Annotated in this window: 19 protein-coding genes; 12 read left to right on the forward strand and 7 right to left on the reverse strand. The window is 54.7% G+C overall.

What is annotated here, in order from left to right; translation table 11 throughout:
• Window positions 1-29: 29 nt before the first annotated feature.
• The 3 genes from RDV48_17820 to RDV48_17830 are packed head-to-tail and all read right to left on the reverse strand — an operon-like array spanning window position 30 to window position 9,420.
• Window positions 30-5,624 (reverse strand): tetratricopeptide repeat protein, encoded by a 5,595-nt coding sequence (locus RDV48_17820; protein MDQ7824664.1) that lies wholly within the window; start codon window positions 5,622-5,624, stop codon window positions 30-32.
• Entirely contained in the window at window positions 5,621-7,873 is a 2,253-nt protein-coding gene (locus RDV48_17825) for a DNA polymerase domain-containing protein (GenBank protein MDQ7824665.1), read from the reverse strand. The genes RDV48_17820 and RDV48_17825 overlap by 4 nt, the downstream gene beginning before the upstream one ends.
• Before the next feature lie 5 nt (window positions 7,874-7,878).
• On the reverse strand, window positions 7,879-9,420 hold the full coding sequence (locus RDV48_17830) for a glycosyltransferase family 39 protein (protein MDQ7824666.1): 1,542 nt from the start codon (window positions 9,418-9,420) through the stop codon (window positions 7,879-7,881).
• Window positions 9,421-9,612: 192 nt separating this feature from the next.
• Between RDV48_17830 and RDV48_17835 the strand changes: the two genes are divergently transcribed.
• Genes RDV48_17835 through RDV48_17850 form a run of 4 tightly spaced genes read left to right on the forward strand, consistent with a single transcriptional unit; the run spans window position 9,613 to window position 13,565 of the window.
• Window positions 9,613-10,014 (forward strand): 4Fe-4S binding protein, encoded by a 402-nt coding sequence (locus RDV48_17835; GenBank protein MDQ7824667.1) that lies wholly within the window; start codon window positions 9,613-9,615, stop codon window positions 10,012-10,014.
• Between the two features lie 36 nt (window positions 10,015-10,050).
• Complete coding sequence (locus tag RDV48_17840; protein ID MDQ7824668.1) at window positions 10,051-12,213, forward strand: aldehyde ferredoxin oxidoreductase C-terminal domain-containing protein; 2,163 nt, start codon at window positions 10,051-10,053, stop codon at window positions 12,211-12,213.
• Window positions 12,214-12,226: 13 nt separating this feature from the next.
• Window positions 12,227-12,424, forward strand: a complete 198-nt coding sequence (gene thiS, locus RDV48_17845) for a sulfur carrier protein ThiS (protein MDQ7824669.1) — start codon at window positions 12,227-12,229, stop codon at window positions 12,422-12,424.
• Between the two features lies 1 nt (window position 12,425).
• Window positions 12,426-13,565, forward strand: a complete 1,140-nt coding sequence (locus RDV48_17850; protein MDQ7824670.1) for a hypothetical protein — start codon at window positions 12,426-12,428, stop codon at window positions 13,563-13,565.
• Here RDV48_17850 and RDV48_17855 read toward each other — a convergent pair.
• Window positions 13,537-14,715 (reverse strand): ATP-binding protein, encoded by a 1,179-nt coding sequence (locus RDV48_17855; protein MDQ7824671.1) that lies wholly within the window; start codon window positions 14,713-14,715, stop codon window positions 13,537-13,539. The genes RDV48_17850 and RDV48_17855 overlap by 29 nt on opposite strands.
• A 302-nt stretch (window positions 14,716-15,017) precedes the next feature.
• On the opposite strand from RDV48_17855, the gene RDV48_17860 reads away from it, so the two are divergent.
• Genes RDV48_17860 through RDV48_17880 form a run of 5 tightly spaced genes read left to right on the forward strand, consistent with a single transcriptional unit; the run spans window position 15,018 to window position 18,588 of the window.
• Window positions 15,018-15,398, forward strand: a complete 381-nt coding sequence (locus RDV48_17860) for a prepilin-type N-terminal cleavage/methylation domain-containing protein (protein MDQ7824672.1) — start codon at window positions 15,018-15,020, stop codon at window positions 15,396-15,398.
• A gap of 8 nt (window positions 15,399-15,406) precedes the next feature.
• On the forward strand, window positions 15,407-16,039 hold the full coding sequence (locus RDV48_17865) for a prepilin-type N-terminal cleavage/methylation domain-containing protein (GenBank protein ID MDQ7824673.1): 633 nt from the start codon (window positions 15,407-15,409) through the stop codon (window positions 16,037-16,039).
• 20 nt (window positions 16,040-16,059) lie between these two features.
• On the forward strand, window positions 16,060-17,487 hold the full coding sequence (locus tag RDV48_17870; protein ID MDQ7824674.1) for a hypothetical protein: 1,428 nt from the start codon (window positions 16,060-16,062) through the stop codon (window positions 17,485-17,487).
• A gap of 14 nt (window positions 17,488-17,501) precedes the next feature.
• Window positions 17,502-18,089, forward strand: a complete 588-nt coding sequence (locus tag RDV48_17875) for a hypothetical protein (protein ID MDQ7824675.1) — start codon at window positions 17,502-17,504, stop codon at window positions 18,087-18,089.
• On the forward strand, window positions 18,079-18,588 hold the full coding sequence (locus tag RDV48_17880) for a prepilin-type N-terminal cleavage/methylation domain-containing protein (protein MDQ7824676.1): 510 nt from the start codon (window positions 18,079-18,081) through the stop codon (window positions 18,586-18,588). The genes RDV48_17875 and RDV48_17880 overlap by 11 nt, the downstream gene beginning before the upstream one ends.
• A 12-nt stretch (window positions 18,589-18,600) precedes the next feature.
• On the opposite strand, the gene RDV48_17885 is transcribed toward RDV48_17880, so the two are convergent.
• Complete coding sequence (locus RDV48_17885) at window positions 18,601-18,831, reverse strand: hypothetical protein (GenBank protein MDQ7824677.1); 231 nt, start codon at window positions 18,829-18,831, stop codon at window positions 18,601-18,603.
• A gap of 93 nt (window positions 18,832-18,924) precedes the next feature.
• Entirely contained in the window at window positions 18,925-19,743 is an 819-nt protein-coding gene (locus RDV48_17890; GenBank protein ID MDQ7824678.1) for a hypothetical protein, read from the reverse strand.
• A 265-nt stretch (window positions 19,744-20,008) separates the two neighbouring features.
• Here RDV48_17890 and RDV48_17895 point away from each other — a divergent pair, with 265 nt between their 5' ends.
• From RDV48_17895 to RDV48_17905, 3 genes are read left to right on the forward strand one after another with little or no spacing between them, the layout of a single operon-like run.
• Entirely contained in the window at window positions 20,009-21,337 is a 1,329-nt protein-coding gene (locus RDV48_17895) for a hybrid sensor histidine kinase/response regulator (protein MDQ7824679.1), read from the forward strand.
• Between the two features lie 26 nt (window positions 21,338-21,363).
• On the forward strand, window positions 21,364-22,128 hold the full coding sequence (locus RDV48_17900) for a hypothetical protein (protein MDQ7824680.1): 765 nt from the start codon (window positions 21,364-21,366) through the stop codon (window positions 22,126-22,128).
• Window positions 22,129-22,180: 52 nt separating this feature from the next.
• Complete coding sequence (locus RDV48_17905) at window positions 22,181-22,681, forward strand: ferritin family protein (protein MDQ7824681.1); 501 nt, start codon at window positions 22,181-22,183, stop codon at window positions 22,679-22,681.
• Here the strand turns inward: RDV48_17905 and RDV48_17910 are convergent.
• Window positions 22,664-24,490, reverse strand: a complete 1,827-nt coding sequence (locus tag RDV48_17910; protein MDQ7824682.1) for an ABC transporter ATP-binding protein — start codon at window positions 24,488-24,490, stop codon at window positions 22,664-22,666. The genes RDV48_17905 and RDV48_17910 overlap by 18 nt on opposite strands.
• Window positions 24,491-24,515 lie beyond the last annotated feature (25 nt).

Here is a 24,515-nt window from a genome sequence, read left to right on the forward strand (position 1 = left end):
TGCTAGAATCAACCCCTTTTTCTATTCTTTTACCGATAGAAATCTCCTTCCCTGAGAAGAAGTTTTACAGGTTCTCCCAGGAGGGGAATTCCCGTTTCCATCACTTTCAGCTGAAAGGGCAGTCCTGCAGGCGAAGGAGGCAGGTCGCCAAGAGCTTCCATGCTGGCATGCTTTTCCCCATGGGAAGGCAGTGTCTTGTAGTGCTCAAAGCTCTGGTGAGCCTCGCCGCTGCGCTGCAGTCTCATGAGAGCCATGGCCTTGTGAAGCCATGCTTCTTCCATTTCAGGCTGAAGCTTTATGGCCTGGGAGTAAGAACGGATCGCTTCATCAAAAAGATTCAGGAGAAAGTAGGCCTTTCCTCTCAGAAACCACAGCAGGCCGGAGCGCGTATCTCTCTTGAGGGCCTGATCATAGAAGCTGACAGCCTCTTTGAGGTGGCCTGTAAACTCGTCTGAGAGGCCTCTTGCAGCATAAGCGTCGATAAAGGATGGGGCAAGGTAGAGGGCTGAATCAAATGCTTTTTTTGCCTCGAGGAACTCCCCGTCCCTCATAAAGAGCAAGCCGCTGTTGAAGAGAAAAGTCTCGCTGCCGGGGCTGTAAAGGATGGCTTTCTTGATTGCCTCCCGGGCCTCTCCGGGGCGGTTGATGCCGGCATATATGCAGGCAGCGTTGTTCAGTAAAGAGGGCATGGTGGGGTGTACCTCCAGGGCCTCCTCGATGATGAGAAGGGCTTTGTGAAACTCGCCCTCCCGGTAAAAAAGATTACTCTGGTGGAGGTACCCATCGGCCTTCAGGGGATCAATCTCAATGGCGTGATCATAAGCTTTGAGGGCATCCTCTCTTTTCCCACCGAGGAGCAGAGCATCGCCGTAAAGGACCCACAGCAGGTGATCATAGGCATCGATCTGGAGGAGCATCCCCGCGGCCCTGGCCGCATCATCGGCGAGACCCAGGCTGAGGGCAAGCACCGCAGAGTTGAACAGGCAGATATAATCGTCATGAATGTGCTCCAGGGGCTTCTGGAAGCACCAGAGGGCCTCTGCATATTTTTTCTGGCGGTAAAGGAGATAGGCTTTTGCCTTCATGGCGAGAGCAGAATCGGGGTTATGCTCCAGAATGCCGTCAATGCAGAGGAGCGCTTCTTCTGTCATCGCTTTCCCCTCAAGTGCCATGCTTTTCCTGAAGAGCGTCCATTCGTGAAGGGGATGACCTCCGAGGATCAGGTCATAGGCGGCAATGGCTTCATCGTGGGCGCCAAGGCGCTCCAGGGCATACCCGATATGAAACATCGATGGCCAGTACTCCGGAGTACCGACGGGGATAGTTTTCAACAGGGTGAGCGCCTCAGAGTAGGCGCCTCCTGTCAGGAATGCGAGGCCTTTTGCCTTCAGTGCCTCTGGATTGTCAGGCTGCAGCGCGAGGAAGCGCTCGCTTGTGGCGAGCGAAGCCCGTCGCCGCCCGAGAAAGAGCTCGAGAAAAGCCTTTTTTGGAAGAAAATCCATAATGTCCTTGTTGATTTCCAGTGCGTCGGAGAGTATCGCCAGGGCCTTCAGGGCGAAAGCCCTGGCTTTTTTCACAAAACCTCTGTCTTCGTAAAGGGAAATCATGCCGGCCCACCCGTTGTAGTGAAGCGGATTGGTCTCGATGCTTTTTTCGTAGCTTTCCCGGGCTTCATTGAGCTCCCCCATGGCTTTTTCAAAGTCACCTTTCGAGCTCCAGTAAAGGGCCACCGATCCGTCTATGGCCAGGGCTTTCTTAAGGCTTTCGCAGGCCATCGGGAGAACTCCCGACATGCCGTAGAATAGTCCCAGGTGATACCAGTAGCGGCTGTTCTCGGGGTCATCACGGACTGTATCCTCCAGGAACTTCTGGGCGTCCTTCAGTGCCCCTTCCTGGATGAGGCCTTTCGCCTTCCTGAACAAGGCCAGGGGATCATGGTCCGTTGCCGAAAAGAGCTTCCCCAAGAGACCCGCCTTGCTTTTTTTCTTGTTCTGGTAGGAATTTACAAGCTTTTCCCTCTCGGCTTTCGCCGATTCGGGGGGGAATGAGCCTGGCATATCCTCTTCAAGGGCCAGCAGTCCCTCGGAAAATCGGCCAAGGCTTCCAAGGAACCTTGCTTTCATAAGGATTGTTTCATCTGTCGCCCTCCCGCTCTCGGTAAGGAGTGAAAGCTGCACGAGGGCTTCCCTGTGATTGCCTTTTCCTGCAGATTCTACGGCCCTCGCATGGAGCTCGCCACGGGTGAGGTTCCTGAAAGTGCTCTCGTAGAGGTTCCAATAGAGGCCGCCGATTCCGCTCTGCACCCCTATCTCGTTGAGATGCGCCCGGGCCTCTCTGTTGCGGGGATCGAGCTCAATGACTCTTTCAAAGGAGAGGCGGGCCTCCTGGAGAAGGAAAAGCTCCTGCTCGATAATGCCTTTTTCAATGAGAATGGCGCAGTCTTTCAGCTCTTCACAGGGAGTGGTCCGGTAGCACTCAAGAGCTTCCTCCCGGAGGCCCCGGGCTCTCAGGATCCTTCCTTTGTGGGCAAGGGCCTTGCTCTCATCGGGCTTGAGCATGAGAATCTTGTCCAGGTACCGCATGCTTTCCTCGGCACGGCCGAGCTTTTCAAGGCAGAGAGCCGCGCCCCAGAGCGCTTCGGTGTTGGTCCCCTCCAGGGCAAGGATAAGACGGTAAGTGGTGAGGGTCTCCTCATACTGCTGGTTTTTCATCAGTGCCTCGGCCTTGTAGAAGAGGCACCTCTGCGAGGTAGGGTTGAGGGCCAGCACTTGATCGAAACAGGCCGTGGCCTCGAGAGAGCGCCCTGTCTGCAGCAGGTAGCTGCCCTTTTCAATGAGGGCGTCGGCCATTTTCCCGTCAAGGGAGAGCGCCTTGTCGATAAACGTTATGGCGTCGCCGGGGTTGCCTATCCGGCCGTATATTGAGCCGATCTTCCACAGTGAATAGCTGTCCCGGGGGGCAAGGGTGATTATGGTCTTGAAGTTCTCGAGGGCTTCACGGAGCTCCCCAAGCTCCAGAAGGGCCGTGCCCTTGTTTTTCAGTACCTCCACATCATGGGGAGTGGCTTGAAGCACTTCCTCGAAGCATTGAAGCGCTTTGCGATAATTCCCCATTTTCATGAGGGCCGAGCCTCTGCCCGAGATGGCCTCGGGAGCTCTGGGATCAAGCTGCATTGCCTGGGAAAAGCTCTCGAGGGCCTCGCGGAATCTCCCTATTTCAAGCAGTGAAAGGCCTTTCTTGACCATGTCGCGGTAAGAAAGGGCTTTCATCGGCGTGCTTTCACTGAACTGCCGGGAGGTATATTTTTCATAAGGGGGAATCAGAGCTTTTTTCACCTCCTCGAAGGAGGTGAAACGCCTGGCAGGGTCAGGCTGAAGGCAGGTAAGCACAAGGAAGCTCACTTCGTGGGGAATCTGGGGATCTATCTCGTGAGGAGGGACAACGGGTTCGGTAATCACGATGCTCAGGTTCTCCATGAGCTTCTCGGCTTCAAAGGGAAGACTCCCTGTAAGCATCTGGTAGAGCATCACACCGAAAGAATAGACATCGGACCGGATATCACCGGGCTCCATGTAGAGAAGCCGTTCGGGGGGCATGTAGGGGATGGTGCCCATGAAGGTGCTGTTTGAGCTCAGCATCAGGTCACCCTCAAGACGCCCTCCCGAGGCCTTTCTTTCCTCCTCCATGCGGCTGTCGAAGATTTTCGCCAGGCCGAAATCGGTGATTTTCAGTATGTTCTCCTCGGAGATAAGGCAGTTGGAGGGTTTTATGTCTCTATGGACTATGCCCAGCTTTGCATAGGCATAATGAAGGCCGCCTGTTGCCTGGATGGCGTACTCAAGAGCATCGGGCACGGTGAGAGGGCCCTTTTCGAGGACCTTCTGAAGGTCCGTTCCCCTTATGCACTCCAGGAAAAGGTAGGGCTTCCCGTCGAAGGTCTCTGCAAAGAGGGCCTTCACCACGTTCTGGTGAATATCGAGCTGAATCCATGTCTGCGCCTCCTTCAGGAACATCTCTACAATGGACTTGTCCCAGAGAAACCGCTCCTGAAAAGTCTTCACCGCATAGTGTGCATCTTTCATGGCATCATAGGCGAGGTACACGATACCCATGCCCCCTTTGAAGATCTGGGTGATATGATATTTCCCTCCCAGCAGATCGCCGCGCTCGAGCTCTTTTCTCGTGGAAGCCGGGACCTTGCCGGCCGGTGGCGCTGCCTGGTGAGCCTCTTCCATGATTTTGCCGGCAAAAGGACCTTTGGGATCAATCAGAAGCGACTTGCAGAGAAGGAAACATGCTTTGGGAAAGTCTTTCTCGAACTGCCGGGCTGCCATTCCAAGGAAATAATAGGGCCAGCAGGAGAGGGGGTTGGCTTCACGCGCGTAGTAAAGGAGCTGCGTATCACTCCTGTCCTTCAGCAGCATGTAAAGCTCTATGTAAGTATGCGATGAATAGAGGGATTTCGCCACTTTTTCAAAAGAGCGCCTTGCCTCTACGGGGCGACCCATCCGGGCAAGGGCCACGCCCTGCCAGTGATGGGCCCACAGGTAGGCAGGGTAAAGCTCCATCACCTTCTCAAGAGGCTGAAGGGACTCACCGAATTTCTTATGGGAAATGTCCCTGACCGCCGCCAGGTAATGGTCATACCAGGCGCTGTACACCTTGAGGGATCGGTAAGCCAGGACAAGACTCTCCCTGAATTGAGGGCGGGGAGAGAAGCCCAGGAAATGCTCGATAAGGGGAAAGAGCATCTCATGAGAGGAGCAGTGGGGGAGGAAGCCCCTGATAAGCTCTGAATACAGGGCGGCTTGCCGCTCTTCAATGCCCATGGGATAAGGTACCAATGAGACAGCTGTCTCAAAGCGGGATATCGCCTCGGGAATGTCGGTGTCCTTGAGCGCCTGGAACGCCATGCAGGCATAGGGAAAGTGGCAGTAGGGATCAATCATCTGGGCTGTGCTGAAGCAGTCTCCAGGATTCCTGAGGGTGTGGGCAAAGGGCAGGTCCCGGGCAGGCAGCTCGTCAGGCTCCTCCGGTGACCCTGAGGCAAGCATGAGGCCCCTTTCGCAGATCAATGCCGCGGCCTGGCGCCTTTCCAGAAAGAACGAGTGTTTCTGCCTTACGAGGGAGCCCCAGGCAGTCTCATCGGTCTCAGGGTCCATAAAAGAACTCTCATCGGTCTTGCCGGCACTCACCTCGCCGCAGTATTCCACGAGGGCTTTCAGGTTGGAAAACCTTCTGAGAAAATGGCTTCCTCCCTTGATGAAATGGAAAAGAGCAGGATCGAGGACACACTCGGTGAGATAGGGAACGGTCTTTCGAATAAAAAGCTTGAGGTTGTAATCGTGGTTATCGGTGGCCTCCCTTGCGAGGCTCTCCTCATAGTCTGCGGAATGGCCGTCGAAATAGTAGATGGCCTCCATGGTTCTGGGCAGGAAGATGAGATGGGGGGAAGAGGCTCCTTTGCGGGCCTTTTCAATAATCACCGCAAGAAGGTGCCCTATGCTTTCCCAGGGAATGAGTATCCTGCCATAATCGCCCAGGGCATAGAACCCGGCAGGCAGGAAGCTTCCTCCCACCAGCCTGGTGAATTTCTGGAACTGGGGAACCTCTTTCTCCGTCACGACTCCTCCGGCTCTTCCTCCCCGCCATCCTGAAAGGTGCCGTCAATGAAAGGCTTGAACTTCTCATAGAGCCTGTCGAGCTTTTCAAGATAATAGGGCACATTTTCATCGGGGCTGTCGCTGCGCCATTTTCTCGCCATGGCGCAGTGGTCAAAGACCTTTACCTTTCTGCCCGTCCCGGTGACATAATAGGAGATCTGGTCTCCGGGTGAGTAGGTCTCGGCGCTCTGGAGCGCCAGTTCGTAAGCGGCAGAGGCATTTCTTTTCTTCTCGCGCACTTTTTCCTGGTACGCCTGGAGGGAATCCTGGAGGGTTTCGGTCTTGCAGAGCCATTCTATGGGGAGCTGGTGGCCGGCTATCTGTGCTCTGTAGCGCTGATAAAGCTCCTCGATCCTCTCTTTCCCGCCCTGAAGAAGGAGGAGGAAAAGCTCTTCCATGAATTTTCGCTGGAAGCGCTCCAGTCCCCTTGACTTGAGGCCCGAGCCCTTGATGGTGAGCGTTCCGTCTTCGCCAAGGAGGACGTAATTCTTCACCTTATAGGAGAACATGGCTTTATAGGTGCCGTCGATCTCCACGGTGATGCCTGGAGGGAGGTCTCTTGAGAGGATGGCCATGAACTCCTTTTCGCCGGCCTCCCCGCCGGGGGGCGGGCTGAAATAGATGCCGTCCGTGTCGATTTCAGCGATTGTGCATCCCGCGCCCTTGAGGTTTTCAATCATGCGGGAGAGAAGGTCCCTTCCCCTGGCGGTGACCTGAGCCGCCACGGCATAGTCGCTGAAATGGCCCATGGGAAAGCCAAGGTAGCCGTAGAATGAGTTAATGAGGATCTTGAAGGTGCCCTGGAGGGCTTCATAGTAGTTCCTTGTTCCCTCCTGGGAAGCCTCCCTCATGAGGGCTTTTGCTTCAAGGCGGAAGGCCTTCAAATCGGAAAGTATGCTCTCGAAGACTCCCAGGTGATCTTTCCCCGGGAAAAGCCTGAAGGCAAGCATGAGGGAGGGGTAAAGAGACTGCACATCACAGTGAATAATGGTGTCGATGAGGCCCCTGGTGAAAATATCGGCATATCCCCCTGGAAAGGTCTGTGCCTCCGGGGGAAGGGGTATTGAATGGCGCCTGCGGAGATACTCTCTCAGAAAAAGTGAGTCTATCTTTGTGGCATTTCCCCTCAGGATGGTGTTCTGGTAGGAGAAGGGAACCATCTGGGCCTGGAGGAAAAAGGAGTACCCGAGAATCTCGCCGATGCTTCTCGTCTCTCTCACGTCATCGAGGGCATACTGTCGGAGCGTCTCCGGATTTTCCAGGAAGTACGAGGCGATATCCTTTCCCGCGATATAGGTCCGCTCAGGTGCCGTCACATTGAAGTGCCGCGCAATGTCTTTGAGGCCGTAGCTCTCAAGGCTTCTCGATGAGACATCGTAGAGCTGTGCCAGGATCCACGTGTCCACGATGTGCCTCCCGTAAATTTCGTATTTCGGGAACTGCAGGTTCCGCTCCGCGATGGTCATCCGTGAAGGGTGGGAGCGCAGCGCGCTCCCGTCCCTTCCCACGGCGAGGGGGATGGCCGCTTTCTTTGCGCGCTCCTCTATATAGGGAAAATCAAATTTGTTGATATTGTGCCCTTCTATGACATCGGGGTCCCGCTCTTTGATGATTTTCACCATTTCTCTGAGCATGGCCGCCTCGTCCATTGCAGTGCCCATCAGCACTTCTTCATAGCCCCTGTTGTCCGAGAGGGCAATGGCTGTTATCCTGTCGGAGTCCCTTTTCGCATTGGGAAACTCATAATTGGGATCACACCAGGTCTCTATGTCGAGCTGCATCCTCACGATGTCATTGAAGCCGAAGCCTTTGAAGAGTGTAGTGCCTGACGTGAGGAGAAACTGGTGCACCGCATCGGGGGGCGAATAGAAGGGTGCCCGCGACGAGCCTGGCGCGGCGCCAGCGCTGTTTTTCAATTCTTTCAAGGCCTTTTCCCTTTCCTTCCAGGAGGGGAACAGCAGGAGGGTGCGAAGCTCATGGGGCCCTTCCAGCCTGATCTTCTTCAGAGATTTTCCGTCCTTTTCAAGAAATGCACCGTCTTCCACGAGAATAAAGGGATCAAATTCGGTCTTTTCGCTTCTCAATAAGGCGCCTTCCCTGAAGAAGAGCTCTATTCCGCGCTTCCCGTCAAACTCCGCGGCCACGAGGGCCTCCGCCGTTGCATGGCCGAAAAGGATCCTGTTTTCCACGAAGGGGACTGGCTTCTTCATTGTCTTCACTTCCTGTCTTCACGCTTGTAGATATGGTACACTCCAAAGGTGCCTCTCAGGCGGTACTGTACCGCCACCATCTTATCTATACGGTCCGGGAGGTAATACACCTCTTTGTCATAGGTAAAAAGGGGCGCCGACAGCACGATGAATCTCGGGGGATTCTGCCTGATTTTTTCCAGGTTTTCCCTCTGGAACTTCATGAGCCATCCCGTGAGTGAACGGTCACCTTTCCGGTGACTGCCGGAGAGGAAAAGCAAGAAGTGAAGCTGGTGCTTCATGGGATTGGGTCTCAGGGTGAAGAAGACCATCTCGGGCTCGACACCATAAAGCAGGATTGCCTCATGGGGTTTTGTCGCGTTTCTGAGGGCTATTCCTATTTCCCTGGCGTCCACAAATGATTCCGGCATGATGGTGAGGTAGAGCGCTCTTCCCGGCGGAGGTGCTCCCGGGAGAAAAGGGGCGATCCTGCAGAAAAAAACAACGAGCATCAGCAGTGAAGCAGCATAGGCCGTCAGCCGGAATGCACGGCGTGGTGATGAGGTGATAAGATCAAAGAGCCATGCCACGAGAAGAGCCGAGAAAGGAAGTAATTGATGAAAGTTCTTCGGGCAGAAAGTCCTTGTCAGGTTTATGGCGGTCAGCGAGGCGCAGAAGAAGAGAATGACAGGAACCTTTGTCCGCAGATCCCTGCATTTCAAGACAAAGACAATGAAAGCGGGCACTGCCATCAAGAAAGTGAGGGGATTTTCTATTATTGCTCCTTTGCTCATCTGGAAAAATGACAGAAGCCTCTCTCCCAGGCTCTGCGCTGGAGTCTCCCTGGAGGCCAGCGCACAGATGACGGTCCCGGTATAAAGATCCAGCAACGCCCCCTTTGCCGCGTAGAGAATCAGGAAAAAGAGAGGGAGCGCCAGGAAGCCTGCGGAAGCCATGAGAAGAGGCCTCAGAGAGAATTTTCTTTTTTCGCTGATGGGGATAATCACCAGGCAGAGGAGGAGGGAGGCGAAATAGAGCACCGAGGTCTGCCTGATCATGGTGGCGGCGCCGAGGCAGAAGCCGCTCAGGAACAAGGAGCGGCCTTTCTCCCCCTTTGAGAGGAAGAGGAGCGATCCGATGAGGGGCAGAGTGATGAGAAGCTCCGACGAGGCTATGAATCCCTCGATGCCTGTGCCAAGAGATGAAAGGCCATAGAGGGTATAGCAGAAGAGGGCGCCCTTGTCGCTCATGAAGGTGCGGGCGAAGATGAAGAGCAGCACGGCACTTCCCATAAAGATCAGGGTTGCAAATATTCTTATGGCCACGTAGTTATCGGGGTTCGTGAAGGCGAGGGGGATGGCATAGAGGTAAAAAAGAAGGGGTGCCTTGTTCTCCATGAGGGTGGTGAAGGGAAGATATCCTTTCAGGCAGTCCTGGGCAATGATACCGAAGATGCCTTCATCTCTTGTAAGGGGTGCATACCACATGGGAGCCCTGAGCAAGGCCACGATGAGTGCAATGAGCGCGACGAGAAGCCACGGGGCTCCCCTTTTTTTCTGCTCTTCCATTCCTTTTCCCCCGTGTCGGTCAGGGATAGTGAGGTAAGAACTTCCTTTCCGGCCAATGACACTCCTTCATAGTGCTCTCCTCCTTTTATTGACTTTTTGCGGCCCTTATTTTATAATTGTGCAGTATTCGCACGATGAATCCCCTGCAAGAGACCTACGGTATCCCCGGGGAGAGAAAAGGAGGCGGAGTATATGAAAGTGCTTCAGATAAGAAGCGAGGCGTGCACGGAATGCGGAGAATGTGAAAAGGCCTGTGCCCGGCTGTATTTCAAGGATGATGACCGGGAGAAGGCGGCCCTTCATGTCACGCGCGATGCTGAGGGGAAGATTGCCCTGAAGGCCTGTGTGCAGTGCGGTGAGTGCATCAACGTGTGCCCCGTGCAGGCCCTTTACCGGGCGAAAAACGGCAACGTGCTCCTGAACAGGAAGGTCTGCGTGGGGTGCCTTGCCTGCGTGGGCTTCTGTCCCACGTCAGTGATGTTTTATCACAAGGATCTCTATGAGCCGATAAAGTGCATCTCCTGCGGCGCCTGCGTCAAGGCCTGCCCTGCCGACGCGCTCTTTGTCGAGGAAAAGGAACTGGTCGGGGCATAGGGTTGGTCCCACAAGAGAAACAAGGAGGTAAGAGAAATGGCTATCCTCACCGTGGCTGAAATGAAAAAGGCTCACAAGGTGCTTGCAGAGTTTCCCTATGAAAAGGGACTCGTTAACAAGGGATATACGGGAAGGACTTTGTATGTGAATGTAGGGGAGAATAAGATTGAGAGCCGCCCCGTCTCTGAGAAGATGAAGGAGACCTTCATCGGCGGCAGGGGCTTCGGGCTCTGGCTCCTCTGGAACGCCGTGAAGGACACCACGAAGTGGAATGACCCTGAAAACGAAATAATCATCTCGTCGGGGCCCATCGGGGGGATCACCACCTATCCCGGCTCGGGGAAATCGCTTGTGGTGAGCATTTCACCAATCACCCACATCCCGATTGACAGCAATGTGGGAGGCTATTTCGGCCCCCTTCTCAAGTTCTCGGGATTTGATGCCATTGAATTACAGGGCAAAGCCTCTTCCGAAGTGATCGTCGTGATAGATGGCAAGGAGGGCAAGGTGACCATCGAGGAAGCCCCCCTCGAGGAGGTGAACTCCCACATCCTGGGAGAGCAGCTTACCGAGATGTATGCCGACGATGAACAAGACAAGAGGAGCATCTCCGTCGTCTCGGCGGGGAAAGGCGCCGAGGGGACCCTCATCGGGTGCCTGAACTTCAGTTTTTACGATGTGAACAGGAAATATGTCCGGTACAAGCAGGCAGGCCGCGGCGGCATAGGCACCGTATTCAGGGACAAGAAGATCAAGGCCCTCGTGGTGAAGTACCCCGGCGTGAAAGGGGACTCCAACCACCCTGCCGACTGGAAGAGAATAGCCAGCGCGGGGGCCAGGCTCCACAAGGAGATCCACGATTACGACAAGTACCAGTGCAATATGCGCACCGTGGGCACCCCCTACCTCGTGACCATCATGAATGACTACGACCTGCTCCCGGTGAGAAATTTCAGGTATGGCTCAGATCCTGAGGCAAAGCACCTGGCGGGCCCCAACTGGACTGCGCGGTACACCCTGGGCAAACACGACGGCTGCTGGTATGGCTGCACCCTGGCGTGCAGCAAGACCGTTGACAATTTTGAGCTGAAGTCGGGGCCGTACAAGGGCCATAAGGTAGCCGTTGACGGCGCTGAGTACGAGACGGTGGCCGGCGTGGGCTCCAACTGCGGCATCTTTGACGTTGACTATGTGCTTGAGAACAACTTTTACTGCGACACCTACGGCATAGACACCATCTCCTTCGGCACCATCTGCGGGTTCCTCATGGATTGCTACGAAAACGGCATTCTCACCAAGGAAATCACCGGCGGCCTGGAGCTTCGCTTCGGCACCATCGGGGCGGCCCTGGAACTGCTCCACCAGATGGGAAGGGGCGAAGGATTCGGGAAAATCGCTGGCCTGGGCATAAGAAATCTCAAAAAGCTGTTCGTGGAAAAATACGGCGCCGACGGGAAGTTCCTCCAGGATATAGGCATGGAGTGCAAGGGGCTTGAATACTCGCAATACCTGAGCAAGGAGTCCCTGGCCCAGCAGGGAGGCTACGGCCTCACCAACAAGGGGCCCCAGCATGACGAGGCCTGGCTTATCTTCATGGACATGGTGAACAATCAGCTTCCCACCTTTGAGGACAAAGCCGAGGCCCTCTACTATTTTCCCATGTTCCGCACCTGGTTCGGCCTCAACGGCCTCTGCAAGCTCCCGTGGAACGACATCAGCCCCGCCGACAACAAGACGACCGACGAGCCCCACAAGGTGCCCGAGCATGTGCAGAACTATGTCGATATCTTCTCGGCCGTCACGGGCAGGGAGATAACCAAGCAGGACATCATTACCATGTCCGAGGGAGTCTATAACTTCCAGAGAGTCTTCAACCTGAGGCTCGGCTACGGGCGGAGGGAGCATGACACCATCCCTTACCGCTCAGTGGGTCCCGTCACCGTCGAGGAGTATGAGTCAAGGGCTTCCCGCTATGACGAGCAGATAAAGGAGAAAGCGGGCGTCGATCCGGCAGGGAAGAGCACCGGGGAGAAGATGAAGATCCTCCGCGCCTACCGCGAGGAGCAGTATGAGAAGCTTATTGACGCCGTCTACAGGAGGCGGGGATGGTCGCCCCGCGGGGTGCCGACCATTGAGACCCTCAAGAGGCTTCACATTGATTACCCTGACGTGGTGGAACTGGTGAGAAAGCACCTGTAGTGAGGAAAAAGGCATGGTGACGGTAAACGGGCGGCCTGTGAACATTGAAGGGGAGCTTTCTGTCCAGCAGCTGCTGGCGGAATGCCGTTTTACCTATCCCATGATTATTGTAAGGATAAACGGGATCGTGATCCCGGAAGACCGCTACGCCACGACCCTGGTCAGCCAGGGCGATACCGTTGACGCCATCCACATGGTGGCAGGAGGATAGCATGATGAGATGGTCATTGGGGCTTGTTTTACTGACAGGAGTCATTTTATGCCTTTCGGGATGCTTTCCCTCGGCGGTGAGCGTGGGGCCCGACGGGAGGATTGCCCTCCCCCGCGGAGAGGGGATCTTTCTCATGGACTGCGAGAAGGGGAAGGCCCTCCAGATTTATGACTCCTCGGAAGGAGGCCCTCCCTCCTGGGTACAGTGGTCTCCAAAGGGAGACAGGCTTCTCTACGTGGTGAGCAACGAGATCTTTCTCATCGCTCCTGACGGAAAGGGGATAAAGAGCCTTTACAAGGCCCCGAACACCATGGGGTACTGCACATGGTCCCCCGACGGGAGCTCCATCTCGGTCTCCGAGCTTGTTACCTCCCTGAACCTCAATATTGACGAGAAGGAGCCCAAGAAGGAGGCTGAGAAGGAGGGCGGCGAGACCATCCCGCGCCTCACCGTCATCGATGCCCGTACAGGTGAAAAAAAGCTGGAAAAGGATAACATGGCGCTCATTCACCATTTCATGCCCGACGGGAAATCCCTCGTCGCTTTCAACCTCCAGGAAAAAGAGAAGGATACGGGGGCGTACCGCGGTGAGCTTGTGAAAATAGCCATTCCCGGCGGCGACGTGACATCCCTGGCGAAAGCCGTCAACATGGAGTGGCTTGACGTGGCACCTTCAGGCGAGGCCGTGTACCTGGTGGCAAGAGCCCCCTCCCGGGATGCCCCGCCCGGAAAGGAAAGCTCCTCGCAGAGCCTTTACCGTTATGATTTCACCTCCAAGGGCTTCACCTCCCTTTTCAGCAATGCCTCGGGCTTTGTGGCGGTGAGCCCCGATTCTTCCAGGCTCATCGCGGTGCGCAAGGCTGACGGAGGCGCCGAGCTCGTCGTGATGGATCCCAAAGGGGGCGATGAAAAGGTGGTGGCGGGGAAAGTGGCCACTTCGGCTCCCGATATGGGAGGGGGGCAGATTATCCCCTCGTGGTTAAGCAATGATGAGATCCTTTACTGGCGGTATGTGACAGTTCTCGCCCCTGACGGGAAGGCCCTGATGCCTTTCATAGTCAAGGCCGATGCCTCGAAAACCACAAGAGCCCTGGAACTTATAGAGCGCATGGTCACCACGGCTGCGAAGGTGAAGAAGTAACGGCGGGAAAACCGATAAGGAAAGCCGTGCCTTTTCCCGGTGTGCTTCTCGCCTCTATGGTGCCGCCGTGCTCCTCTATAATTTTTTTCGATATGGTGAGGCCCAGGCCCGTGCCTTTTTTCTTGCCTATTGACACGAAGGGGAGAAAGATTCTCTCTCTTTGTCCTTCTGCGATGCCGACGCCCGTATCGCTTACTTCTATTGAGATCATGGAGTCATTGAGGGCCGTGCTTACCGTGAGGGTCCCTCCGTCGGGCATGGCGTCCCAGGCATTGAGGAGGAGGTTCTGCAGGACCCTCCCCATCTGCTCGTCGTCAAAGAAGGCCGGACCATCGTAGCCATATTCCGTGGTGATGGCGACTGTGCTCCTTGCGCAGAGATCCCTCACATGCTCAAGCTCCCTCTCTATGAACTCCCTGAGAGGGTGGCGGGCTTTTCTGAGGGCGAGGGGGGTGCCTTTCACGTACTCGAGAAGCTCTTCGCATATCCTGACGATCCTGTTGATGGAGTGCTTGATGGCCTCGATGCCGAAGCGCTGCGCCTCGGGCGAGAGCATCTCCAGGTTCTCTGAATAGACCTTGAGGGGCGTAACGGAGCCCTTAATGTCGTGTATTATCTTACTGGCGAGGCATCCCACGGCGGCGAGGCGCTCCTGCCTCATAAGCTCCTCCTGGGTCTCCTTCAGCTCCTCGTAAGAGCGCAGGATCTGCTCGTTTTTCTTTTCCAGCATCCTGAGCCTGAAATAATCGGAGTCATTGTGGCGGCCGCTGAAGCACCCGAGAAGCTTCACGCCTGTCGAGGGCTTTTCCGCTATGAGACCCTCGAGGTCCCCGTGATGGATCTCCAGGGCGGTAAGATCTGCGAGGGCCTGGGCAGATGTGAACCTTTTTGCCTGGCCCGATGCCATCACTTCACCTACGAACTCGCCGGGGCCATGGAGCGAGAGGACCTCGTCGGGGAAGCCTTTTGCCTTTTTTATTATCTGTAAAGTACCGCTGGTGATATAGTACAAGGCAGAGGCATCATCACCCTCTGAGAAGAGGTAATTGCCGGCAGTGCAGTGCTTTTCTTGTGCGAGGGAGGCAAGCACCTCTCTCTCGTCGGCATCAAGCAGGTCTGGTGAAGATGGTGCTGCGGTGCTTTCATTCATTGTTTTCTCTGTCACAGTCCAATCGTTATCTCTTTTCGAGGGCAAGAGCAGGGAACTCCTTTAATGGGTAAATTGTTCTCAAGTGTTGCCAAAAGACTAAATAAAGGCAAAAAATACTCACAAAAAAATATGCCGTACTTCTTTTGGCCTATTTTTTTACTTCCTTTGATATTCGAGTAATAGTTCCCCGGAACGATAGATGAGATCCCTCTTCAGCGTTATAGTATAGATGAGAGGCTTTATTGGCGCGGCGGATGAGAATCAGACGATGATCTTTCCTGGAAGGAGTAACGCAAATGCGCATGCGTACGCTGAAAAATAAAGGAGGCTTCAGCCTCGCCGAAGTGCTCATCGCCTTTACCATCCTCACGATAGGAATCCTGGCCATCGTGGGGATTTTTCCTTTTATGCTGAGGCTTTCCCTGGCAGGCTGGAACCTTCATAAAGGCTCCACGCTTGCCCAGGAAAAGCTGAACCAGGTGATAGCTGAGAAGGCCGCCCTCTCAGAGACCCTATACACCGTGGATTATCCTTCAGACCTCCCCGGTTCGGGCGGATACCGTCGCTTCATTGGAGTCCCCACTGACAACAGCATGCTCCAGCTCATTTTTGTTGAGGTGCGGTGGATCGAGAAAGGGAGCGTGAGAGAAGTGCAGCTTGCAGGATCGCATTATATTGAATAGGAGATGGCATGATAAGAGCGAGAAGGCATTCCAGTGGCTTTACCCTCTCCGAGATAATGGTGGCTGTTGTGCTCTTTGCGCTCTTTGCAACAACACTGCTGGCGATTCTCACCATGGCCCTCCGCTCCATGACAAGAAGTGACAGGCTTGTGAATGCCCAGAGAAATGTCATGGCCATCAATGAAGTGATTTCCACGGAGCTCAGGACCGCGGTAGTGAACGAATCTTCTACGGGGTACCGGTCTCTTTCACCCGTTCCGCCTTCCACGGCGGTGCTTGCTCCCTCTTCTGTGGGGGGCACGTCGGCACAGCTGACCTTCAATGTGCCACGGAGGGGAGTGTATGACCCCTGCGCGGCTTCATTCAACCCTGCGGATCCCGCCAATTACCAGGTGGTGCGCTATTACGTGTCGGTGAGCGGCAGGGAGATGCACCGGGAGGTGAAGCTCTACACCACCTCGGGAGCTCTCATATCCACCGTTGATGCGACGGTGGCAGAAACCGAAGATGGATTATTCACCTTTTCAGCGACCCTCACGGGCTCTGACCTTGTCACTCTTACCCTGACCTGTACCGAGGGCACCGGCCCGGGCTCAGAGGTATTTTCCATAAGAAACGTGGTGTGTATCCCTTCAAGCTGAGAGGAAAGGGGGGGAGTCTCATGCATTATACAGATATTACTGCTTTGCCGCGGACAGCGACCAGTGAGAAGGGGAGTGCCCTTGCCCTGACTCTTGTGGTCATGGCTCTTATTGCCGTTATTGCCTTTGGGATTCTCGCCGTCATCACCTCACAGTCCCGCACTGCCTCTTCCCTGGTAAGTGCCGCGAAAGCATATTACATGGCCAGGATCGGCATAGACAGGAGTCTGGCGGAGCTGAGGGGAAATGCGTTCTGGGCAGGCGTGGGAAGTGAGGCCTCGCCTGTCAGTGTTTCAATGCGGGGCATATCGGGGACCTACCATGTGACAGTCCTCGCCAAGGTCACGAATCCCACATCCTGCATAAAATACTGGTATGCGACCTCCGTGGGAAGATCTGACGGGGCAAAGCGCCTGCTCACCGCATGGGTTTCCACGGAATCCTTTGCCAAGTTCGCTTATTTCACCGATTATGAATACGGCTACTGGGCCACGGGGAACACTTTCGACGGGCCCGTGCACACAAACGGCATCTTCACCATGAGCGGCCATCCCCAGTATGCTTATGCAGTCACCTGCGCAAATGTCAATACCTATTCAGGCGGCAGGAATGCCGATGAGGGGTGGGCGCTCAGCAGGGCTCTGGGCAGCTATAAGTTCAAGAAACAGTATGCCGGCAGTTTTTTTGACCTCTCCGATCCCAGCCTTTCCCACTTTTACTGCCCCATGAACTCCACGTCAAGCACCTGGAGCACCTGGACCGACGGCCCGGCGGCAATGGCCGGCTCGACGGATTTCTCCTTTTCGTGCGCCCAGCCCGAGATCAAGCTCCCCCTCAGTACCGCGGGGATCAAGAACGCTGCCGACATAAGCATAAATCCGGCAGGGCCTGCAAGCAATACCTACTATATGAAGACCTATATGGATGGCGATATCTGCAGGTATCAGGTAAGAAAAAACGCAGGATCAGGTGCCCTTCTCACGCCTGAGCCGGACCCCGAGCTGCCTGCCGATGCGACGGTCCACGTGAACGGGAAGCTTTATCTCGAGCAGAGCACCATCAAGGGAAAGATGACCGTTGCGTCAGCCGGTGACATGTATATTCTGGGTGATATCACCTATAGCAATGGAAGCAGTGACATGCTGGGCCTTGTGTCTGAAAAAAATGTGTATGTGGATCATCCTTCCGGCGATATAGAGATCTATGGCAGCATTCTTGCAATTTCCGGCGCCTTCAAGGCGAAGGACTTAAGTGCCCATCCAAAGGTGAACATGACTCTTCATGGAGGGTGCATCGCAAAATCGGCAGGCATTTTTGCCAATCCCTCCAATGGCTATATCGAGCATTATATCTTTGATACGAGGTTCCTCAGCCAGTCTCCAAGGAATTTTCCCGTGACGGGAAAGATGAAGATCTTTGGCATTGATGATAATGCTTCATTGAAATAGAAAGAGGTCCCGCCATGGATGAATATGATGGAAAACACCCTGCAAAGGCTGGTGCTCCCCTCAGTGACCTGGTGTGTGAGGCAGAGGCATATGTTGCCACAGCCGGCAAGCAGAGGGAGGCATTATCAGAGAGCGGAGCAAATAAGCCTTCAGGCGACGATCCTCGCCAGCTCCTTGTTTTCGCAGGAGCGGCAGTATTTCTTGTGCTCTTCTATCTCTGCAGCCTCTGGTTTAATGCCTCGCTCGGCTTGAAAGAGGGGCAAAGAGGGGGATCCCTTCCCTCCATGACGGGAAAAGAGGGAGAAGGGCCGCCTGCAGAGAGCGCCGGCAGGGCCCTCCCTTCAATGCCCGGCATGGAAATCCCCCTGCAGCCTCATGTGAATACTGTCGTATATGACAGTGAGCCTTTACCTCGGGAGCCCTCACCTGTGCCATCTCCTGAGCCCAGGAAGGTGGACAGGTCGCGTGTCCCGGCAGATTATCACCTTGTCCGGGAAGATACAGACGGCATGCAGATCTACGTAGACCCCAATGCCGAGGCCTACGTCATCTTTCCCGGTGATCAAAAGCCGGAAAAAGCAGTGATCCGCCATGGGCCATGATGAGGAAAAGATGAAGAGAAAACGGGGCTTCAGCCTTGCCGAGCTGCTTGTAGTGATAGGCATAATCGGCATCATTCTCGCCTTGGCCCTTTCATCATATCGCAGAAGCAGGCTCAATTATGAGCTGCGCCTTACGGCAAGGCAATGCGCTGCCGACATCGAGTATGCAAAAAGCATTGCCCTCAAAAATGCCAGCGATATCACCGTGGATCTCGCAAGGTGGCCTGCCCGTTATCAGGGAGGTTATACCATCAGGGACAGCAGCAACAGGGCCTACAAGGAGGTAGGGTATGGAGCGGGAATCTCGGTAACGTCATATTCATATACGCAGGCAGGTTATGGGCATACTGATTATATGACCTTCTATTCGAACTGCACCTCGGCCTGCGATTACACGGTTTCATTCAATAGCAGCGCCTCGCCGAAGATCTTTACCATCTCAGTAAAGGGGATCACGGGGAGGATTAGGCTCACTGAGACAGACAGGCTTTCCCCTTGAGATGAGTTCCTGTCAGAGCTCCTTGAGCTGCGTATCAGAGAAGGATATGAAATCAGCTGTCTGGGCGTCGTAGAACATGTTGCATTTTTTCCCGCACCAGTTCTGGGCTTCGCAGCCTTCCCACTTGATGACCCTTGTCTTCTCCGCTTCTTCCACCACAAGCGCCGTCAGTTCCACGAACTTCTCCGGGCCGGGGCAGTAGCGCCGTCGTGAAGTTCTCTTGCTTCGTGCTACTTCAGCCATTTTCTTTCCCCCTGTGGTAAGGTATAGGTAGTAAGATAGTATTACGTCAAATTGTCACGTTTTACCTGCAACACAGGAGAGTCAGGCGGCTGTTCAGCGTATATTGATAATGGCGTTGATCCTGATCCCGCAGTTGAAATTGGAATAAGAGCCATAGGTGTTGTTCCAGAAGCCTCCCCCGGGGAACCCGCAGTAGTATGAGCCGTAAGAGGGAAGGATACTGCCAGAGAAGCCGGGAGGATTATGGTAAGGATACACGTGAGGCCCGAAGCCATAGGAAGTGCCGCAGTAAAAAGAGTTGTAAGGTGCCAGGATGCTGCCCGTGAAGCCGGGGGGAGTCCCGCAGTAATATTGATAACCGTAAGGTCCCCAGCCTCCCGGATTGCCACAGATGAAGGAATTATAAGGGGGAATATAAGTATTGGTCACGCCGTATCCGGAGACACCGCAGACTGGAGGATATGTCCCGTAACCGAGGCCTGAGGAGTACGGCGGGTACACCGGCGATGCATATGAGGGAGAGCCCCCGTTTCCGGTCACATAATTGACGGTATCTTTGCCGTCAGAGAGAAGGACCGTGACGGCGCCCGTTATGGAGCCTCCGAAGTTGGACCAGCAGGAGAAGCGGTAATCGCCGGGGGGGAGAGAGATTGTCTGGCCCGGGGCGGGCTTTCCATCATAGTAAGTCTGGGACCCGGAGTCGCTGGTGATGCGGAGCCTCGTGACAAGAGAGCTCATGTCAAGCACCGTGAGGTAGCCGTAAGGGGAGGGAAAGCTTACCCTCGTGGTGTGGCCGCTCACTGAGGAATCGGCTTCAAGCGGGATTGTGGCGCCTCCGTAAGCGGCGCCATGAAGCACTCCCAGAGCTCCCGCCAGCAGCACAATGATGAAAAGTACTCTGCCAGACTTCATTGCTTTCTCCTCTCTCCATTATAGCAGGGATATCCCTTTTTGTTAAGAGGCCCCCGCTTTCCGGGAACTTTTGGGAGGGAGGCCTTTCACAAGGGGGCCCCGGTGTGCTATACTTAAAAGTGAAAGGATATGGAGCCCTTATTGGTGAATACTATACCAGGTTCTTCATATGCTGACGCACACGGTAAATTGCATTATTCACCGTGATGTCGTCAGCTATGCTCTTGGGTGAGACACTCAGAATGACCATCAGGAGGAAATACACTTGCCAGATACACCAGTTTCCCACCCCGGCGGGGATTCGCCTGGGGGAGCGCCTGAAGAGGTAACCAAGGATAAGGACAGCATCATTGCCGATCTCAATGAGCAGCTCACCAGGGCTTCGGGCGGGAAAATCGACACCGCCAGGGAGCTCCAGTTCATAAAAGAGCGCGTCGTCCATGTAGAGAAGATGGCGGGGCTCGGCAAGATGTTTGTATCGATGGCCAATGAGCTGAATAACGCCCTGTCGGGAATCATCGGCTATACCCAGCTTCTTCTGGAGAACAGCGAGTGCCCCGAGACCATGAAAAAGGATCTGGAAGTGGTTTCCTCCCATGCCCACCGGACTCACAGGATCCTGAAAGGGCTTCTCGCATTCTCCCATCTGCAGAAGATAGGGAGGGAGTCCATAAACATCCATGATGTGCTTGATTACGCGATAAGCCTCAAGCTTGCCTACCTGAAATACGACGGGATAGAAGTGACCACGGATTTTTCAGGGGAAGCCCTTGAAATGATGGGAAATCCCGATGAGCTGCTCCATCTTTTTACCAATCTGCTCAATAATGCCCACCAGGCTTTGAAGCATCACCAGGGCGGGAAGGTTATCACGGTGAAAACAGAGTGCCGGCATGGTATTATCCGCGTGCTGGTGAGCGACACCGGGCCCGGCGTGCCGCCCTCCCACCGCGACAAGATCTTTGATCCCTTCTTCTCCACATGGGGCGAGAAGGAGTCCCTGGGGCTCGGCCTTTCCATCTGCTACGGTATCATTTCGGAGCATGGCGGCAGTCTTTACTATGAAGAGGGGCCCGGAGGCGGGGCGCAGTTTGTCGTTGAGCTTCCGCTCAGGAAGGAAATCCCAGGCCTTCAGAAGGGAGCAGCTCATATACGCTCTACCTTTACTGCTGATATGAAAGTGCCACAGGACAAGGAAAGCGCTTCGTCTCAAACGCCGCAACAGGATATCTCCTCAAAAAGAATACTGCTCATTGATGACGAGGACTCTATCCTTTCCATGCTCAATGATGCCCTCATTACGGAAGGCTTCGAGGTCCTGGCGCTCTCTGACAGCGAGCGCGCACTTGATGTCCTTGACAGCGAGGACTTTGACCTCGTGATCTCTGACGTGAAAATGCCTGTGGTGAGCGGGATACAGATATACTCCTTCATAGAGAAGAAAAAGCCCCACCTTCTTGAAAAGATTGTCTTCATTACCGGCGACATCATTGACAATACCACGAGGAGCTTTCTGAAGAGCGCAGGGAACCCTTACTTTGCCAAGCCATTCGTGGTAAAGCAGTTCATCTCGTTCATAAGGAGTATCATATAGGTTTTGGCTCTCATCGAGGTGCCACCATGGCTTCTGAGACCCCCGGGAATGACAAGAACCTCTCCTATCTGAAGCGGATTACGGGATCTCGGGAACAACAGGAAACCTGCGGTGAGAAAGAGGTCTGGAACCCTTTCTGGGGCCCTCCCCCCGGGGATTCGCCTGCAGCCCTCACGGTCTCCTCGGAAGAGAAGGTCAGGGAACTCGAGCGGATGCAGACAGAGGCCGCCATTACCTCATTGAAGGGGGGAGTGGCAGCCATAGGCTCCTCTTCAGAGCAGTTTGTGGCATTCCCCTCCAAGGCAGAAGTCATTCAGCAGGTCCACAAGCTCCAGAAGGAGTTGATCCTGTACCGTGAGAGCTGGAGTGCCGGTGAGCCCGTTGAAAGAGACAGGGACATCCTGCGTAAACGCATCATGGTGCTCATGGTATGTATCGACCACTTCAAGAAATGCTCGCCCTCCTATTACAAGCCCCTTGATGCGGTTATCGTGCTGCTTTCCAATATGGACAAGGTCCTTGCCCCAGACGGTACGGGAGTCATTCTTTCCGGCACCATCGATGTCTATGACCTGGAAGTAAAAAGCCTCTACAGGGCCCTTCAGAATGAGAAGCATTTTCAAACGGCGAGCAAGCTCTCGGGCTTCACCGGCGTGGTGCTTCTTCTCCTCTTTGCAGCCCTTCCGGGCCTCAGCGCCTACCATCCCGAGCTGGTGGGGGGGCTTTTTCTTTTCACTTCCATTCTGCTGAGCAAGCTCAACCTCTGGATCCATTACACGGTGAGGACATAAGAAAAGAAGAGTTTTTTCCTGTAAGATGAATATCTTGGTAGGGAGGTGAACCATGGTAATGACCGCGCGAGAAGATAAATCGTTACTGAAAGCACTGGAGATAGCCATTCAGCGCGAAGCGAATGCCTTTGACAATTACAGGCATATGGCGCGCCATGTGCAGGATGCCGGGCTGAAGAACAAGCTTCAGTTCCTCTCAAAAGAGGAAGCCTTCCACAGGGAAAAGCTTGACAGCCTTTACAGGGAGCTTTCCGGCGGGAAGAAATGCAGGAGCGCTTCGAGGAAAGGGGAAGCAGATGCTGAAGGCGGAGAGGTCTCTTCCGTGATCGACATCCTGAGATCTGCCGCACAGAAGGAGCAGGAAGCCCATCATTTCTATGTGCTCGCCTCCCACGACACGAAAGAGGCAGAGCTTCACAAGCTGTTTGAGTATCTTGCCGGCGAGGAGCTCATCCACCAGCAGATGATAATGCTTGAGATCACCATCCTGGAAGGACGCGAGGCTGAAAGCCCTTTGGAGACCATTCCATGGCATTTAAGGGAGTGGTGGTAAAACCGGTTCCTCCTCAAGAACCTTCTGGGCTTCAAAGAGCTTTCTATAGAGCCCTCCCCTCGCAATAAGCTCGCTATGGGAGCCGCTCTCCAGGATGGTACCGTTCGAGAGCACCACTATTCTGTCGGCACGGGTGATTGTCGAAAGGCGGTGGGCTATCACGAAGGTGGTTCTCCTCTTGCGGAGCTCCATCACCGACTCGTAGATTGATGCCTCGGACTTCTGATCCAGCGATGAGGTGGCCTCGTCAAGGATAAGGACCGTGGGGCTGGTGAGGAGGGTCCGCGCCAGGGATATCCGCTGCCGCTGGCCCCCAGAGAGGTTGTTTCCCCTTTCACCGATTTCAAAATCATAGCCGCCCTTGAGAGCTCCTATGAATTCATCAGCTTTTGCGAGGGCCGCCGCTTCCTCCATCTTCTCACGGTGAGCTTCAGGGCTTCCGAAGAGGATATTTTCCTGCACAGTGCCCGAAAAGAGAATGACCTCCTGCTGCATCAGGCCGATATGGCGGCGCAGTGACCGGACCTTTATCGAGCTTATATCGATGTCGTCAAGCAGTATCTGCCCCTCGCGAAGCTCGTAAAAGCGGGGGATAAGGTTCACCAGCGTTGATTTTCCCGAGCCGTTGGGGCCCACTATGGCAATTACCTCGCCGGGATGCGCCACAAGGGAGATGTTTCTCAGCACGTAGTTGCTGCCCTCGTAAGCAAAGCTCACGTTGCGGAACTCCACCTTCCCTTCAACGCGTGAGACTTCAAGGGCATCATCGCGGTCTCTGGTCTCCACGGGAAAATCGATGATCTCAAAGACTCTTACGGCGGAGACCATACCCTTCCTGATATCGGCATAAGTGGTGCTGAAGCGGTTTACCGGGCTCGTGGCGATGAGCATATAGGCGCAGAAGGCGATGAGATTGCCTGTGGAGAAATGGCTCACCGAGACCAGGTAGGCTCCCAGGCCCAGGATGATGATGATCCCGAAAGTCCCCAGCACCTCAACAAGGGGTGTCTGCGTAAGCCTGAACTGGATCGACTTCATCACGGAGTTGAAGCTCTTCTCGTTGATGTGGCTGAATTTCTCTTTTTCCCGGGCTTCGGCGCCGAAGGCCTTCACCACCTTGATGCCGTTGATGTTTTCCTGCATGATGGCGTTGAGGTGCGATACCTCTCTCTGGAGGTTGGCGACGTGCTTCTGGATCTGGGCACCGAAGTAGTGCATGATGAAGGCAATGGCAGGGCTTGCTACGAAGGCCACGATGGTCATTCTCCAGTCCATGTAGATCATGGCGCTCACCGAGAAGAGGAAGATGAAGAAGTCGGCTATGGCAACGGGAATGCTGGAGGTGAGCGTTTCCGTCATCTGGTGGATGTCGGTGATGATGCGGTACATGATCTGGCCGGTCTTCCATTTCTCGAAAAAAGTGAGGGGAAGCATCTGGACATGGCCATATACCTCGTTTCTTATGGAGCGCACGGCGCTCTGGCCGGCATAGGCAATCAGGTAGCCCTGGGCGTACATCAGGACGCCCTTGACGAGGGCCGTGACCATGATGAGAAGGAGGAGCCATTTCAGCTTCGCAAGATCATTCTTCCTGAGCACGTCATCGATGAGGACTTTCAGGAAGTAAGGCTGGCAGGCCGCCGTGCCCGCGTGGAGGAGCGCAAAAAAGCATCCCAGCAGAAAAGTGGAAAGATATGGCATCAGATAGCGGAAAAAACGGGCTGCAAGAAGCCCCATCTCACGGGAAGTGAGGGTGCTTGCGTCTTTCTCCGTAAAGCGGGCCGATTCTATGGATTTACCGATCTCCATCAGAGCACCTTTCGTCGATGTGAGT

It is taken from the genome of Candidatus Eremiobacterota bacterium (genome assembly GCA_031082125.1).
GTDB lineage: Bacteria > Vulcanimicrobiota > CADAWZ01 > CADAWZ01 > Ess09-12 > Ess09-12.

Bases quoted from the DNA above. Each gene is read 5' to 3' on its own strand.
- RDV48_17870 (MDQ7824674.1), top strand. From the start codon at position 16,060: ATGCATTATACAGATATTACTGCTTTGCCGCGGACAGCGACCAGTGAG.
- RDV48_17905 (MDQ7824681.1), top strand. From the start codon at position 22,181: ATGGTAATGACCGCGCGAGAAGATAAATCGTTACTGAAAGCACTGGAG.
- RDV48_17835 (MDQ7824667.1), top strand. From the start codon at position 9,613: ATGAAAGTGCTTCAGATAAGAAGCGAGGCGTGCACGGAATGCGGAGAA.
- RDV48_17830 (MDQ7824666.1), bottom strand. From the start codon at position 9,420: ATGGAAGAGCAGAAAAAAAGGGGAGCCCCGTGGCTTCTCGTCGCGCTC.
- RDV48_17880 (MDQ7824676.1), top strand. From the start codon at position 18,079: ATGGGCCATGATGAGGAAAAGATGAAGAGAAAACGGGGCTTCAGCCTT.
- RDV48_17865 (MDQ7824673.1), top strand. From the start codon at position 15,407: ATGATAAGAGCGAGAAGGCATTCCAGTGGCTTTACCCTCTCCGAGATA.
- RDV48_17885 (MDQ7824677.1), bottom strand. From the start codon at position 18,831: ATGGCTGAAGTAGCACGAAGCAAGAGAACTTCACGACGGCGCTACTGC.
- RDV48_17860 (MDQ7824672.1), top strand. From the start codon at position 15,018: ATGCGTACGCTGAAAAATAAAGGAGGCTTCAGCCTCGCCGAAGTGCTC.
- RDV48_17840 (MDQ7824668.1), top strand. From the start codon at position 10,051: ATGGCTATCCTCACCGTGGCTGAAATGAAAAAGGCTCACAAGGTGCTT.
- RDV48_17875 (MDQ7824675.1), top strand. From the start codon at position 17,502: ATGGATGAATATGATGGAAAACACCCTGCAAAGGCTGGTGCTCCCCTC.
- RDV48_17910 (MDQ7824682.1), bottom strand. From the start codon at position 24,490: ATGGAGATCGGTAAATCCATAGAATCGGCCCGCTTTACGGAGAAAGAC.
- RDV48_17900 (MDQ7824680.1), top strand. From the start codon at position 21,364: ATGGCTTCTGAGACCCCCGGGAATGACAAGAACCTCTCCTATCTGAAG.
- thiS (MDQ7824669.1), top strand. From the start codon at position 12,227: ATGGTGACGGTAAACGGGCGGCCTGTGAACATTGAAGGGGAGCTTTCT.
- RDV48_17850 (MDQ7824670.1), top strand. From the start codon at position 12,426: ATGATGAGATGGTCATTGGGGCTTGTTTTACTGACAGGAGTCATTTTA.
- RDV48_17890 (MDQ7824678.1), bottom strand. From the start codon at position 19,743: ATGAAGTCTGGCAGAGTACTTTTCATCATTGTGCTGCTGGCGGGAGCT.
- RDV48_17855 (MDQ7824671.1), bottom strand. From the start codon at position 14,715: ATGAATGAAAGCACCGCAGCACCATCTTCACCAGACCTGCTTGATGCC.
- RDV48_17825 (MDQ7824665.1), bottom strand. From the start codon at position 7,873: ATGAAGAAGCCAGTCCCCTTCGTGGAAAACAGGATCCTTTTCGGCCAT.